Source organism: Sphingomonas sp. 3-13AW, from assembly GCF_049311085.1.
Classification (GTDB): Bacteria; Pseudomonadota; Alphaproteobacteria; order Sphingomonadales; family Sphingomonadaceae; genus Sphingomonas.
This window is the reverse complement of the sequence record NZ_JASNVZ010000003.1, coordinates 247,513-260,714: the sequence shown is the minus strand read 5'-3', so window position 1 is coordinate 260,714 and position 13,202 is coordinate 247,513. Positions and strand designations below refer to the sequence as shown.

At 67.8% G+C, this 13,202-nt stretch carries 16 protein-coding genes; 8 read left to right on the top strand and 8 right to left on the bottom strand.

The window, feature by feature from the left end; translation table 11 throughout:
* Positions 1-210: a ParD-like family protein gene (locus QP045_RS06155; RefSeq protein WP_422514086.1), complete on the bottom strand. Its 210-nt coding sequence runs from the start codon at positions 208-210 to the stop codon at positions 1-3.
* Positions 211-328: 118 nt separating this feature from the next.
* Between QP045_RS06155 and QP045_RS06150 the strand changes: the two genes are divergently transcribed.
* Entirely contained in the window at positions 329-868 is a 540-nt protein-coding gene (locus QP045_RS06150) for an NADPH-dependent FMN reductase (RefSeq protein WP_422514085.1), read from the top strand.
* Positions 869-952: 84 nt separating this feature from the next.
* Positions 953-1,351 (top strand): Dabb family protein, encoded by a 399-nt coding sequence (locus QP045_RS06145; protein ID WP_422514084.1) that lies wholly within the window; start codon positions 953-955, stop codon positions 1,349-1,351.
* Positions 1,352-1,380: 29 nt separating this feature from the next.
* On the opposite strand, the gene QP045_RS06140 is transcribed toward QP045_RS06145, so the two are convergent.
* Genes QP045_RS06140 through argH form a run of 5 tightly spaced genes read right to left on the bottom strand, consistent with a single transcriptional unit; the run spans position 1,381 to position 5,993 of the window.
* A complete protein-coding gene (locus tag QP045_RS06140; protein ID WP_422514083.1) occupies positions 1,381-2,334 on the bottom strand; it encodes a CorA family divalent cation transporter in 954 nt (317 codons plus the stop codon).
* Positions 2,331-3,095 carry an NAD(P)-dependent oxidoreductase gene (locus QP045_RS06135; RefSeq protein WP_422514082.1) on the bottom strand — a complete coding sequence of 255 codons (765 nt, stop codon included), beginning with the start codon at positions 3,093-3,095 and terminating at the stop codon, positions 2,331-2,333. Before QP045_RS06135 ends, QP045_RS06140 begins: the two co-directional genes overlap by 4 nt.
* Before the next feature lies 1 nt (position 3,096).
* Complete coding sequence (gene lysA, locus QP045_RS06130; protein WP_422514081.1) at positions 3,097-4,359, bottom strand: diaminopimelate decarboxylase; 1,263 nt, start codon at positions 4,357-4,359, stop codon at positions 3,097-3,099.
* 12 nt (positions 4,360-4,371) lie between these two features.
* The gene (locus tag QP045_RS06125) at positions 4,372-4,617 is read right to left on the bottom strand and encodes a hypothetical protein (protein WP_422514080.1); all 246 of its coding nucleotides are present in this window, start codon (positions 4,615-4,617) and stop codon (positions 4,372-4,374) included.
* On the bottom strand, positions 4,614-5,993 hold the full coding sequence (gene argH, locus QP045_RS06120; protein WP_422514137.1) for an argininosuccinate lyase: 1,380 nt from the start codon (positions 5,991-5,993) through the stop codon (positions 4,614-4,616). The genes QP045_RS06125 and argH overlap by 4 nt, the downstream gene beginning before the upstream one ends.
* Positions 5,994-6,045: 52 nt before the next feature.
* On the opposite strand from argH, the gene QP045_RS06115 reads away from it, so the two are divergent.
* Complete coding sequence (locus QP045_RS06115; RefSeq protein ID WP_422514079.1) at positions 6,046-6,591, top strand: TlpA family protein disulfide reductase; 546 nt, start codon at positions 6,046-6,048, stop codon at positions 6,589-6,591.
* Between the two features lie 14 nt (positions 6,592-6,605).
* Here the strand turns inward: QP045_RS06115 and QP045_RS06110 are convergent, their stop codons facing one another.
* Complete coding sequence (locus QP045_RS06110) at positions 6,606-7,202, bottom strand: TetR/AcrR family transcriptional regulator (RefSeq protein WP_422514078.1); 597 nt, start codon at positions 7,200-7,202, stop codon at positions 6,606-6,608.
* Between the two features lie 150 nt (positions 7,203-7,352).
* Here QP045_RS06110 and QP045_RS06105 point away from each other — a divergent pair, with 150 nt between their 5' ends.
* On the top strand, positions 7,353-7,751 hold the full coding sequence (locus QP045_RS06105) for a RidA family protein (protein ID WP_422514077.1): 399 nt from the start codon (positions 7,353-7,355) through the stop codon (positions 7,749-7,751).
* 63 nt (positions 7,752-7,814) lie between these two features.
* Here the strand turns inward: QP045_RS06105 and QP045_RS06100 are convergent, their stop codons facing one another.
* A complete protein-coding gene (locus QP045_RS06100; protein WP_422514076.1) occupies positions 7,815-8,228 on the bottom strand; it encodes a MucR family transcriptional regulator in 414 nt (137 codons plus the stop codon).
* A 476-nt stretch (positions 8,229-8,704) separates the two neighbouring features.
* Between QP045_RS06100 and bsh the strand changes: the two genes are divergently transcribed.
* From bsh to QP045_RS06080, 4 genes are all read left to right on the top strand, one after another.
* Entirely contained in the window at positions 8,705-9,679 is a 975-nt protein-coding gene (gene bsh / locus QP045_RS06095; protein WP_422514075.1) for a choloylglycine hydrolase, read from the top strand.
* A 62-nt stretch (positions 9,680-9,741) separates the two neighbouring features.
* Positions 9,742-10,410 (top strand): trimeric intracellular cation channel family protein, encoded by a 669-nt coding sequence (locus QP045_RS06090; RefSeq protein ID WP_422514074.1) that lies wholly within the window; start codon positions 9,742-9,744, stop codon positions 10,408-10,410.
* 128 nt (positions 10,411-10,538) lie between these two features.
* On the top strand, positions 10,539-11,870 hold the full coding sequence (locus tag QP045_RS06085) for a ferric reductase-like transmembrane domain-containing protein (protein WP_422514073.1): 1,332 nt from the start codon (positions 10,539-10,541) through the stop codon (positions 11,868-11,870).
* A 185-nt stretch (positions 11,871-12,055) separates the two neighbouring features.
* Entirely contained in the window at positions 12,056-13,093 is a 1,038-nt protein-coding gene (locus QP045_RS06080) for a zinc-dependent alcohol dehydrogenase family protein (RefSeq protein ID WP_422514072.1), read from the top strand.
* Positions 13,094-13,202 lie beyond the last annotated feature (109 nt).

The window sequence follows — 13,202 nt, the reverse complement described above, 5'->3', positions numbered from 1 at the left end:
TCAGGCGGCTGTATCGACCGCGAAAGGCCGGTCCGGAGCGCCGGCGAGCTCTGCCTTGACGATGTCGCTGAAGGACAGAGTCGGGTTCGCTTCGGCGAGCATGCCGATCTTCATCCAGAACTCGGCCTGGGCGTTGATCGAACGGCACATCACCGTGCTGGCGCGCCGCACCTGCGCGTGCAGCGCGTCGTCGATCTTTACGATACCCATGGATTGAACTGCCTTTGGAGAATATACGAAGCGTATATGGTCCGTATTGTTCCCGGTCAAGCGCCGGGCCGCGCGCCCTCGCTGGCATCCATTACGGCTTTGCGGTAGCGCCTTCCGCATGAAGCAACCGCATATCGTCGCCATCGGCGGCACGCTCCGCGCCAGTTCGGGCACTGCCCGTGCGCTCGAGATCGCGCTAGCCCAGGCGGAGAGCCGTGGCGCGCGCACGACGTTGCTGACGGGCGCCGCGATCGACTTTCCGAACTATGAACCCGAAAGCGCGCTGGAGAATCCCGCGATCGCCGCGTTCCTGGCGACGCTGCGCGATGCGGACGGGATCATCGTGGGATCGCCGGGCTATCACGGCACGATGTCGGGGCTGGTCAAGAACGCGCTCGACCATGTCGAGCTGATGCGCGGCGACGACCGGGTCTATTTCGACGGGCTGCCGGTGGGCGTGATCGCGACGGCGGCGGGCTGGCAGGCGGCGGTTGCGACCATGGCGACGCTGCGCATGGTGGCGCACGCGCTGCGCGGCTGGCCGACGCCGATGGGCGTGGCGATCAACACGATCGAAAACCCGGACGCGATCAACCAGGCCGAGCCGCAGATCGCGATCATGGTCGAGCAGATCATGGCGTTCGTGCAGCGGCGCTGACGGCCGAGCGGGATTGCGGCTCGTCATCCGCAAGCGTCCGTGGCACCTTCCCTGCGAACCATCAGGGGAGAGAGTTGCATGGTCGTGAACCGGAGACGTTGGATCAGCCTGCTCATGCTGTTGGGGATTGCCCCGGCGGCCGGCGCCACCGCCGCCGCCGCCGCGCCCAAGCGCGGGCAGATCGTGCACCACGTCTTCTTCTGGTTGAAGAACCCCGCGTCCAAGGCGGATGCCGACAAGCTGATCGCGGGCCTGCGCACCCTGCGCGGTGTTCCCCAGATCCGCGAGCTACGGATCGGCGTGCCCGCGCCGACCGAACAGCGTTCGGTGGTCGACAGCAGCTACCAGGTGTCCGAGCTGATGATCTTCGACACGGTCGAGGACCAGCGACGCTATCAGGAACATCCGATCCACCTGGCGTTCGTCGCCGCGTGCGAGCCGCTGTGGGATCGCGTGGTCGTCTACGACAGCGTCGACGTCTGACGGCGACGGCACCGCCCAGGCTCTGCCCGTTAGCGGCGGAGCCAGTGGCGGTGGACGAACCAGGCGGTGATGCCGACCGCGAGCAGGATGCAGACCCCGATCACGCCGGCGAAGGCCCAGCGCGCGTGGGCGAAGGGGATGCCCTCCACGTTCATGCCAAGCAGGCCGGTGAGGAAGGTCAGCGGCAGGAAGACGACCGCGACGATCGCGATCTGCAGCGAACGCTGGTCGATCTGCTCGGCGCGCAGGTCGGTGAGCGTCTCGTGGATCAGCGCGGCGCGCTCGCGGATGGACTCCAGCTCCTCGGCCATGCGCGCGGCCTGATCGGCGGCGGCAGCGATGTGGAGGCGGTCGTCGGCGCCGAGCCAGTCGCCGGGCAGCGCCGAGAGCTTTTCGAGCGCGGCGCGCTGGGGCGCGAGGAAGCGGCGATAGCCGATCGCCCGGATGCGGGCGCGGCTGACGACGCGGCGCAGCTCGAACACGCGGTCGGCGCTCAGTTCCTCCTCGCAATCGTCGAGCGTGTCGCCGAGGTCGGCGACGAGCGGGTCGAGCTCCCCGGTGATCTCTTCGGCAAAGGCGACGATGAGGTCGCCGGGATCGGCGATCACCGCCTGTTCCACCTGGGCACGGACCGCCGGCATCGCCGTCAGCTTGTGGCGCGTGACGGAGTAGACGCGGCCGGCCGCGGCATAGAGGCGCACCGAAGCAAGCGGATCGGAGCTAGCGAGTTCGTCGGGGGAGAGGCCGCGCAGGTTGACGAAGGCGCCGTCCTCCAGCGCGGTGCAGCGCGGGCGCGTCTCGACCGCCACCAGCGGGTCGACGACATAGGCGGGCAGGTTGGCGACATCCTCCAGCCAGGGGCGCAGCTCCGGCTCGTCGCCGTGGAGGTGGATCCACACCAGCGGGCCGTCGGCGGTGAGCGCGGCCTCCGGCGTCAGGGAGTGGGCGGCGCCGTCCTTCACCTGCATCGCAAAGCCTGTCACCGCGTCATCTCCAGCAGGATCGTGAGCCCGGGGGCGTCGGGCGGCGGGGTCTCGCCGAGGATGCGGTCGGCGTCGGCGCGGGCACGGTCGAGGATCGCGGCCGGCACGTCGGCGGCGTGGACCAGCCGGTCCGCGCGCGCCAGCAGCCGGGCCTCGCGCAGGGTAAGGTCGTCCGGGTCGGTCGAGCGCAGGACGATGCGGATATGCTCGGAAGGGGGCGCGTCGGCGGTGTCGAGCCAGCGGGCGACGGCACCGTCGCCATGGGCGGTGAGCGGGTCGAGGGCGCCCCCTGCCGACAGGGCGGTGCCGAGCGCGCGTCGGCGGGCATCGCCGTCCGGGAAGCGCTGGCGCAAGCCGGCGCGGGCGGCGTGGAGCTGCTCGGCAAGGCGGCCGAGGCTGGCCGGGAGCAGGGTTTCGAGGCGCTGGCGGACGGCGGCGGCGAGCCCCGCGGAAATGCCGCCGGTGGCGACGGCGACCAGCAGGGGATCGCGGTCAACGATCGCGGGGAGGGTGAAGTCGCAGAATTCCGGCCGGTCGACGGCGTTGACGAGCAGGCCGCGGGCGCGAAGCGCGGCGATGGCGGCGTGCGCCTCTGCCTCGTCCGAGAGGGCGACGACCGCCAGCCGCGCGTCGGGGTGATCCTCGACCACCACGGCGCCGGCGCGTTCGAGCAGGCGGCGCTTGGCGTCGGCAGCCGGGCCGCTGCCCTTCAGGATCACGGGCCTGCCGGCCAGCCGCAGCAGGACCGGCAGGCCGATCATGTCAGGCGAGCCAGTCCGGCAGCGTATCGGCCTCGACCATTGACTGGATGGTCGGACGCTCGCGCACCACCGCGAACCGATCGCCGGTGACGAGCACCTCGGGCGTGAGGGCGCGCGAATTATAGCTGCTCGACATGGAGGCGGCATAGGCGCCGGCGGTGCGGAACGCCACGAGATCGCCGGCGACGACATGGTCCATGGTGCGGCCGGTGGCAAAGGTGTCGCCGGTCTCGCACACCGGGCCGACGACGTTGACGGTTTCCTGCCGACCGTCGGGCTTCACCGCCTCGATCGCGTGATAGGCGTCGTAGAGGCTGGGGCGCAGCAGGTCGTTCATGGCCGCATCGACGATCACGAACGGGGCGTTGGCCCCCTGCTTCACCCGGATCACGCGCGACACCAGCACCCCGGCGTTGGCGACGATGAGGCGGCCGGGCTCAAAGATCAGGCGCGCGTCCCAGCCGGCGGTGGCGCGGCGCACCATCTCGCCATAGGCGGCGGGCGATGGCGGCGCGGGCTTGGCCGGATCATAGGGGACGCCGAGACCGCCGCCGAGATCGGCGGTGGTGATGCGGTGGCCTGCCGCACGCAGCTCCGCGATGAGCGCGCCCATGCGGTCGAAGGCGGCTTCGAGCGGGGCGAGGTCGGTCAGCTGGCTGCCGATGTGGACGGCGACGCCGCGTACTTCGAGCCCCGGCAGGGCTGCGACATGCGCGAAGGCGTCCAGCGCACGGTGGTAGGGGATGCCGAACTTGTTGTCGGCACCGCCGGTCGAGATCTTGGAATGGGTGCCGGCGAGCACGTCCGGGTTGACGCGGATCGCAACCGGGGCGGTGACGCCGCGTGCCGTCGCGACCTGGGAAAGCATGTCGAGTTCCGGCTCGGACTCGACGTTGAACTGGCCGATGCCGGCGTCGAGCGCCTGCGCCATCTCCTCGGCGGTCTTGCCGACGCCGGAGAAGACGATGTCCTGCGGCCGCACCCCGGCATGGAGCGCGCGGGCGAGCTCGCCGCCGGAGACGACGTCGGCGCCAAGCCCGGCGCGGGCAAGCGTCGCGAGCACCGCGCCATTGGGGTTGGCCTTGACCGCGAAGGCGATCAGCGGGTTGTCGATGCCCGCCAGCGCTTCGCGGAACACGGCGACGTGGCGGGCGAGGGTCGCGGTCGAATAAACATAGACCGGGGTGCCGACCGCGTCCGCGATCGCCGTCAGCGGCACGTCCTCGGCATGAAGCGCGCCGTCGCGCAGCTGGAAATTGTCCATGGGTTCAGGGGCTCAGTTGCGGGGCGGCATATCGAACGGATCGTCAGGGCGCTCCGTCGATTCGCGCAGCAGCTCGTCGCTGCGGGTGGGGCGCTGCTGCGTGGAGGGCGTCATCAGCTGGGCAGGCGTGGGCCTGGTGGTGTCGCCATAGGGGACCGGCGTCAGCTTTTCGCCCGGGGCCGGGCGCAGATCGCGCCGCGCTCCGCAGCCGGCGAGCGCAAGCGCAACCCCGAGCAGGAGCAGCGGGCGGCGCGTCATGCGGCCTCTCCGGCACGGGCGGCGCGGGCGGCGGCGACGGCCGCGCGCACGCGGTCCGGCGCGGTGCCGCCAAAGCTGGTGCGGCTGCGCACCGATGCATCCACGGTCAGCACGTCATAGACCCCCTGGGTTATGCGCGGGTCGATCGCCTGGAGATCTGCGAGCGGCAGCGCGTCCAATGCGACGCCGCGCTCCTCGGCGAGCTTCACGGTGCGGCCGGTGACATGGTGCGCCTCACGGAAGGGGAGCCCCGCCTCGCGCACCAGCCAGTCGGCAAGATCGGTGGCGGTCGGGAAGCCCGCCTCCAGCGCCGCGCGCATCCGCTGCGGGCGGAAGGTCGCGCTTTCGACCATGCCGGTCATCGCCGCGATCGACAGGGCGAGCAGGTCGGTCGCCTCGAACACGGGCGGCTTGTCGTCCTGCATGTCCTTTGAATAGGCGAGCGGCAGACCCTTCATGGTGACCATCAACGCGGTCATGCAGCCAAGGATGCGTCCCGAATGGCCGCGCACCAGCTCGGCCGCATCCGGGTTGCGCTTTTGCGGCATGATCGAGGAGCCGGTCGACCAAGCATCCGACAGCGAGACGAAGCCGAACGGCTGCGACGCCCAGAGCACGAACTCCTCGGCCATGCGCGACAGGTGCAGCGACGCCTGGACCGCGGCGGTCAGATATTCGATTGCGAAGTCGCGGTCGGAGACCGAATCGAGCGAATTGTCGGTGGGGCCGTCGAAGCCGAGCGCGCGGGCGGTCGCTTTGCGATCGATCGGGAAGCCGGTGCCGGCGAGCGCGGCGGCGCCGAGCGGACAGCGGTTGAGGCGCGCGCGGGCGTCGGCGAAGCGGCCGCGGTCGCGGGCCACCATCGCGTGATACGCCATCAGGTGATGGCCGAGCGTCACCGGCTGGGCCACCTGGAGATGGGTGAAGCCGGGCATCACCGTTTCGGCATGCTCGTCGGCGCGCGCGATCAGCGCGTCCTGGAGCTGGCCCAGCGCCGCGTCGACCGAATCGATCGCGTCGCGCACCCACAGGCGGAAATCGGTCGCGACCTGGTCGTTGCGCGAGCGCGCGGTGTGCAGGCGGCCGGCCGCCGGGCCGATCGCTTCGGCCAGCCGCGCCTCGGTCTGCATGTGGATATCCTCGAGCGCGAGGTCCTCGGCCACGCCTTCGCGCGCATAATGCTCGGCGACGCCCTCAAGCCCGGCGCGAATCGCGGCCGCGTCCTCCGCCGTCAGGATGCCCTGGGCGGCCAGCATCGCGGCATGCGCCTGCGATCCGGCGATGTCCTGCTGCCACATTCGCTTGTCGAACGGGATGGAGGCATTTATCTCCCGCATCACTGCCGAAGGGCCTTCGGCGAAGCGCCCACCCCACATCGAATTGGAGCCTGCCTTGCGCTCGGTAATCGCGCTTCTCCTTGCCTCAACCATGCTGATAACCGGGGGTTGCGATAGGCGACCCGACCCGGCCCGGCAAGACGAAGCGGGCACCGTGCCCGACGTCTCGGCAGACGCCGGCAGCGAAGCGCCCCAGGCGGCCGGAACCGTCGACCGCAGCCACAAGGGGGAGGCTGCCCCGGACGTCGCGTTCGAGGGGCCGGACGGCGTGGCCACGAGCCTTGCGGCGTTCCGCGGCGCGCCGGTGCTGGTGAACCTGTGGGCAACCTGGTGCGCGCCGTGCATCAAGGAGATGCCGACGCTCGACGCGCTCGCGGGCGAGGGGAAGCTCAAGGTCGTGGCGGTGAGCCAGGACCTGGAAGGCCGCAAGGCGGCGGCGCCGTTCCTGGCGAAGCATGGCTGGACGAAGCTGGCCGCCTATGCGGATCCCACGCTGGGGCTTTCGACCGGCCTCAACGCCAACCTGCCGACCACCATCCTGTACGACGCCGCCGGCAAGGAGCTGTGGCGGGTGCAGGGCGCGATGGAGTGGACGGACCCGGAAGCGCGGGCATTGCTGGGCGAAGCGGGAGCCTGAGCCCAAGCCTGAACTCAGTCCCGCTTGGCCAGCAAGCCCTCGGCCATCAGCCGGAAGGCGGCGATCGCCTTGGGCAGGGTGACCTGGGGATCCTCGCTGGCGGCGACCCATAGCGCGGCGTTGAAGGCAGCGCCGCTCAGCAGGCGGGACGCGGCCTCGACATCGACCGACTGCATGACGCCTTCGGCAACCAGCCGCGCGACCGCCTCCATGGTGATGCTCAGGCAGGCATTCTGGCTCGGCCATGTCGCGGGGTCGCCCAGGAAGGCGGGACCGTCGAGGAGGACGATCCGCCGCACCTCCGGATCGAGCGCCATCTCGATATAGGCGGCACCTTCGGCGAGCAGCCCTTCCCACTCGCTGGGCGCGGCCGCCCCGGCGCGCTGCGCGCGCGCCGCCATCTCGCCATCGACCTGCGCCACCACGGCGGCCAGCAAGCCCTTTTTGTCGCCAAAGCCATGATAGAGGGCGCCGCGGGTCAGGCCGACCTGGGCGGTGAGCTCATCCATCGACGCGCCCGCAAAACCCGAGGCGGCAAACGCCCTGCGCGCGGCGCCGATCAGTTTGGCGCGATTTTCCTCCATGGTTTCGGCACGGCGCTGTGCGGCCAAGACATTGTTCCTTTCACATACGCGACGTATCTGAGTTGACATGCGCCGGACGCATGTTCACATACGCTGCGTATGCAGATGATCCTGCAAGCACCCGATGTCCAGCATGCGCATCGCAAAGCGTGCCGGCACGACGAAGGAAATGATGACATGGCCAGGCGTGACGCAGTCTTTCCTCCCAACCGGCACGCGCTCTACGAGGCGCACGGCTATTCGGCGGCGGTCCGATCGGACGATCTCCTGTTCGTGTCGGGCCAGGTCGGCAGCCGCGACGACGGGTCGCCCGAACCGGACTTCGAAGCGCAGGTGCGGCGGGCCTTTGCCAACCTGGAAGCGACGCTGCGCGCAGGCGGGTGCGGGTTCGACGACGTGATCGACGTCATGACCTTCCACACCGATCCCGAGCAGCAGTTCGAGACCATCATGGCGGTGAAGAACGAGATTTTCGGAGCCGCGCCCTATCCGACCTGGACGGCGATCGGCGTCACCTGGCTCGCGGGCTTCGACTTCGAGATCAAGGTGGTCGCCCGGATCCCGAACAAGGGCTGATTGCCGGGGTAGATCGTCAGCCTTGCCCGGCGGTTCACTCCGACAGAGCCGCGGACGCTTCCGTTATCGCTCCCCCTCGCCGCGCGGGCGGATGTGGCGGCCCAGGCCGAGCTTCTTTGCAGCGGCGCGGCGCTTGGCGGAGTAGGCGGGGGAGACCATGGGGTAGTGGGGTGGCAGGCAATATCGCGCGCGATATTCATCGGGCGTGAGGCCGTGCGTGGCGATGTGCCGCGTCAATCCCTTGTACGGCTTGCCATCGATCATCGACAGGATGTGATCGTTCGACGCCAGCGATGCTTCGATCGAGACCGCAGGCGGATGGAGCACCGGCGGGGCCAGGGCAGCGTCGATCCCCTCGCCGATCTTGCGAAGCAAGGTCGGAAGCTCCGCCGTGTCGATGCGATGGTCCGGATTGTTGAGCCAGGCGGTGGCGACCTGCTCGATGAGAGCGATGCGATCAGGCCGGCGGTCGTCCATCTCATATCCTAGGTTGTGACAAGCCTACATAGTATTTCGTATACTTATGGTCTAGCCTTTTCGTTACTTTGTCGGAACGATGACGAGTGGGGCGGCCCAACGGCCAGCGCGCGAACGCGCGACCTGCCAGAACTCTGCGGGGGACTGGCCGTGCTGGACGGGCGGGTGCGGATCAGCGACCGCGACCGCAACTGCGGCCGGCGATGGCGCGTCATCCCTCGGGATGCGCTTTGATGAAGAGCGGCGTCGGCCGGGTGGGCTTTAGACCGACGCATGCTCCTGGGCCGAAGATGGCGCCCCGTCTGCGCGCCGAACAATACGTAGTAACCCGAAAGACAAATGCTGCGTAGGGGGTGCTATTGCCCGGTTTGACCAAGAAGCACTCCCAGTTGGGGGTGGGTGGAACCAAGGCATCGGCGTTCCGTTTGGGGCCCGGGTGGCTTGTCTCGCCGAGGATCGGCATTCGGAGACCGGCAATGTGCACTGGGCTCAGCTTCAAGACCAAGGACCATTATTTCGGCCGCAATCTCGACTACGAGAAATCCTACGGCGAGGCGGTTGCCGTCACGCCGCGCAACTACCCCATCGAATTCCGCAAGCTGCCCGCGATCGCGACCCATCATGCGATCATCGGCATGGCGACGGTCGCGAACAATTTCCCGCTTTATTATGACGGCACGAACGAGAAGGGGCTCAGCGTGGCGGGCCTGGCCTTCATGGGGAACGCCGTCTACCGCCCGGAAGAACCCGGCAAGCAGAACGTTACGTCGTTCGAGTTCGTCCTGTGGGTGCTCGCGCAATTCGAAACCGTCGATGCGGTTCGTGAGGCGCTTCGATCGGTCAATCTTGTCGACATTGCGTTTAGCGAAGGCCTGCCGACGTCGCCGTTGCACTGGATCATCGCGGACCGCACCAAGTCGATCACGGTCGAGCCACTTCGCGACGGACTGCGGGTCTATGACAATCCCGTGGGCGTGATGACCAACAACCCCACGTTCGACATCCAGTTGTTCAACCTCAACAACTACATGCATCTGTCGCGCAACGCACCCGTCAACAACTTCTCGGACGCAATCCAGTTCGACGTGTACAGCCGGGGAATGGGTGCGCTGGGGCTGCCGGGGGACCTGTCCTCGTCCTCGCGCTTCGTGCGCGCGGTCTTCACGAAGATGAACTCGATCGCCGATGAGACGGAATCCGCATCCATCAGCCAGTTCTTTCACATCCTGGGATCGGTCGCCCAACAACGCGGCTGCGCCAATGTCGGCGACGATCAGTACGAGATCACCATCTATTCCTCGTGCTGCAACGTCGACCAGGGCGTCTATTATTACACCACCTATGAGAACAGCCAGATCACGGCCGTGGACATGCACAAGGAGGATCTGAATGGGTCGGCGGTCGCGAGCTATCCGCTGATCACCGGGCAGCAGATCCGGATGCAGAACTAGGTGGCGGTGGCTCGGGTTCGGTCCGGCGTTGCTATGGGCTCCCACGACGGAGGCGGAGGCCGATGACGAACGCTGAGGTTATCGAGCAGCACGTTCAACAGCTGCTGTTCGTCATGGATCTCGCCGGCACGTTCGTCTTCGCGATCAGCGGGGCGATGCTGGGCGTGAAGCGCAGGCTGGACGTCTTTGGCGTGCTGGTGCTGTCCTTCGCCGCATCCAGTGCGGGCGGTATCCTGCGCGACATCCTGATCGGGGCGGTGCCGCCGACCGCGGTCAGCGACTGGCGATACCTGGCCACCTCCGTCGCGGCGGGCCTGATCATCTTCTTCTGGTACACTCCGATGTCGCGGCTCCACACCGCCGTCCTGTTGTTCGACGCCGCGGGCCTCGCGTTGTTTTCGGTAGCCGGAGCCCAGAAAGCACTGGCCTATGGGCTTGGCCCGGTGATGGCTGCACTGCTGGGAATGGTGACGGGGGCCGGGGGCGGGGTCGTGCGGGACCTCTTGGTGGTACGAACGCCGGCCGTCCTTCAAAGCGACATCTATGCGGTTGCGGCCCTCTTGGGGGCAGGATTGGCGGTGGCGGGGGCCGGGCTGCACCTGCCGGTGGTGCCGACTGCGATCTGCTCTGCCCTCGCATGTTTCGCGCTACGGGTGGCGGCGGTGCGATATGGATGGCACCTGCCGGTAGCCCTTTCTGCCAGCACCGAGGAGGGCGGCCAGGCGGGGTAACCCCGCGAGGCACCGGTCTTCCAGAGTCCTTCGCCGATGATCCGTAACATTGCTAAGGGCCGCCGCGGTAGCTCCATGCGATCTACGCCTGTCTTCCGACGGGGTGGATGTCGCTAAGGAGAGCCAGAATGCCCTATCGGGGCCGCCTCATACTAGCGTTCCTCCTCGTCCCGGTTTTGCTCACCCTGCTCTGGGCGGTCACCATTTGGACGCACCCGGTTGAAGCCGGTTTCTGGTCCGTCCGCAGGATTGCGGTCTATTCTACCGGGATCCTCGCAATCGGCTGTCTGTCGACCGGGATGATCCTGGCGGCCCGCCCTACCCAGTTCGAGGACGCCCTTGGCGGGCTCGACAAATATTACCGCCTGCACAAGTGGTTAGGGATTACGGGAACGAGCCTTGGCATCCTGCACTGGCTGATCGAGATCCTGCCGCGCAACTTCGTGCGCTGGGGTTGGCTCGCCGCGCCCGTCCGCCACCGGCCGCCGCGGAGCTCGACCGGCTTCGACCTGTTCCGGGACCTGCACGGACCCGCCGTGAGCGTGGCCGAGCCTGCCCTGTATGCGATGATCGCGCTCGTCCTCATCGCGCTGTACAAAAGGTTTCCGTACCGCTTCTTCTTCAAGACGCACCGCCTGCTGGCGATCGTCTATCTCGTGCTGGTATTCCATGCGGCAATCCTGATGGGCCCGACCTATTGGCTCGCGCCGGTGGGGCCGGTCCTCGGGCTCTTGATGGCGGCCGCGACCGTTGCCGCGCTCACATCCCTGTTCCACCGCATCGGCAAGTCCCGGCGGGCGACGGGCGCGATCGAGGACGTCGAATATCATCCGGACAGCGGCGTGGCCGAAGTGACGGTGCGACTGAGCACTGCCTGGCCCGGTCATAGCCCCGGCCAGTTCGCCTATGTCGACTTTGGCGACCGCGAGGCGCCCCATCCCTTCACGATTTCCTCCGCCTGGCACCAGGATGGCAGGCTGCGCTTCGGCATCAAGAAACTCGGCGATTATACGCGCACGCTTCCCGATCGGGTGTTTCCCGGCCAGGCGGTCACCATCGAAGGACCCTATGGCAGGTTCGACCTGCGCAACGGGGGGCGCCAGCTGTGGATCGCGGGCGGCGTGGGGATCGCCCCCTTTCTGGCCGGGCTCGAATCGCTCGCCGAAGAGCATGAGCGGGCGCAGGTCGATCTCATCTATTCGACCCGCCTCCCCGACGCGGGCCTCATATCCCGTCTGGTGGACCTGACCGGGCAGACCGGCGTGACCCTCCATGTTCTGGTGACCCCGCCGGACAAGCTGCTGACGTTGAAGCGGCTTGAGGAGATGGTGCCGGACTGGAAGACCGCCGACATCTGGTTCTGCGGGCCGGCAGGCTTCGCCGACGCGTTGCGCGCACCCATGATCGCCCAAGGCCTGCCCCCCGGCCGCTTTCATGAGGAATTCTACACCACGCGCTGAGCGGATCGCTCGCATTCCGGGGCCAGCCGCCACCTTCGAACGCGGCGTACGTAGACTCCGAAGCTGTGGGCCGACGCCTCGCCCGCTACAGTACGCGCTCCAGATCCGGCGCCCTTCGAGGCGTTCCGTGATCCGATCGACGGTGCTGCGCCGCCGAACGCCCTCGACCTGAAAAGGGGTCTGCAATGAAAGCGCTCGTGTACAAGGGTCCCGGCCTCAAGTCGTTCGAAGAGCATGATAAACCCGAGATTCGCGACCCGACCGATGCGATCGTCCGCATCACGAAGACGACGATCTGTGGGACAGACCTCCACATCCTGAAGGGCGACGTCGCCACCTGCACACCGGGCCGGATCCTCGGCCATGAAGGCGTGGGGGTCGTCGATGCGGTGGGTGCGGCGGTGACCGCATTCAAACCCGGCGATCGCGTCCTGATCTCGTGCGTCAGCGCCTGCGCCAAGTGCGAATATTGCCGCAAAGGCATGTTCTCCCACTGCACGACGGGCGGCTGGATCCTGGGCAACACCATCGACGGCACGCAGGCGGAGTTCGTCCGCACGCCGCATGCCGACACCAGCCTCTATCCGATCCCCAGCGGGGCGGATGAGGAAGCGCTGGTGATGTTGAGCGACATCCTGCCGACCGGGTTCGAGTGCGGTGTGCTCAACGGCAAGGTGCAGCCCGGCGCGATCGTCGCGATCGTCGGATCGGGGCCGATCGGCCTTGCCGCCCTGCTGACCGCGCAATTCTATTCCCCGGCCGAGATCATCATGATCGACCTGGACGACAACCGGCTTGAGGTCGCGCGGCGCTTTGGTGCGACGCAAACGGTCAACAGCGGCGATGGCAAGGCGGTCGAGCGGGTGATGGCGCTGACCGGCGGCCGCGGCGTCGACACGGCGATCGAGGCGGTCGGCGTGCCTGCGACGTTCGAACTGTGCGAGCATCTCATCGCGCCGGGCGGGGTGATCGCAAATGTCGGCGTCCACGGGGCACCGGTTTCGCTGCACCTGGAAGCGCTGTGGGATCGCAACATCGGGATCACGACGCGACTGGTGGATACCTCCACGACGCCGATGCTGCTGAAGGTCGTCGGTTCAAAGAAGATCGACCCGGCGCTGTTGATCACCCACCGCTTCACCTTCGACCAGATGCTCGAGGCGTACGAGACCTTCGGCAATGCCGCCAAGACGGGGGCGCTGAAAGTGATCATCGCGGCCTAGTGCCGGCACCCGATCCCATCTGGTCGGCAGGTTTCGCGCAACCGCTACGAGGAGGCTGCTTGCCCGCAACAGCGTACAAGCGGCCTCCCGCGGGGCAAAGCCGGCCCGG

Excerpts from the sequence above, each read along its gene's own strand:
- QP045_RS06155 (WP_422514086.1), bottom strand. The coding sequence starts at position 210 with ATGGGTATCGTAAAGATCGACGACGCGCTGCACGCGCAGGTGCGGCGC.
- QP045_RS06150 (WP_422514085.1), top strand. The coding sequence starts at position 329 with ATGAAGCAACCGCATATCGTCGCCATCGGCGGCACGCTCCGCGCCAGT.
- QP045_RS06135 (WP_422514082.1), bottom strand. The coding sequence starts at position 3,095 with ATGATCGGCCTGCCGGTCCTGCTGCGGCTGGCCGGCAGGCCCGTGATC.
- lysA (WP_422514081.1), bottom strand. The coding sequence starts at position 4,359 with ATGGACAATTTCCAGCTGCGCGACGGCGCGCTTCATGCCGAGGACGTG.
- QP045_RS06125 (WP_422514080.1), bottom strand. The coding sequence starts at position 4,617 with ATGACGCGCCGCCCGCTGCTCCTGCTCGGGGTTGCGCTTGCGCTCGCC.
- argH (WP_422514137.1), bottom strand. The coding sequence starts at position 5,993 with ATGTGGGGTGGGCGCTTCGCCGAAGGCCCTTCGGCAGTGATGCGGGAG.
- QP045_RS06115 (WP_422514079.1), top strand. The coding sequence starts at position 6,046 with ATGCTGATAACCGGGGGTTGCGATAGGCGACCCGACCCGGCCCGGCAA.
- QP045_RS06105 (WP_422514077.1), top strand. The coding sequence starts at position 7,353 with ATGGCCAGGCGTGACGCAGTCTTTCCTCCCAACCGGCACGCGCTCTAC.
- QP045_RS06100 (WP_422514076.1), bottom strand. The coding sequence starts at position 8,228 with ATGGACGACCGCCGGCCTGATCGCATCGCTCTCATCGAGCAGGTCGCC.
- bsh (WP_422514075.1), top strand. The coding sequence starts at position 8,705 with ATGTGCACTGGGCTCAGCTTCAAGACCAAGGACCATTATTTCGGCCGC.
- QP045_RS06090 (WP_422514074.1), top strand. The coding sequence starts at position 9,742 with ATGACGAACGCTGAGGTTATCGAGCAGCACGTTCAACAGCTGCTGTTC.
- QP045_RS06085 (WP_422514073.1), top strand. The coding sequence starts at position 10,539 with ATGCCCTATCGGGGCCGCCTCATACTAGCGTTCCTCCTCGTCCCGGTT.
- QP045_RS06080 (WP_422514072.1), top strand. The coding sequence starts at position 12,056 with ATGAAAGCGCTCGTGTACAAGGGTCCCGGCCTCAAGTCGTTCGAAGAG.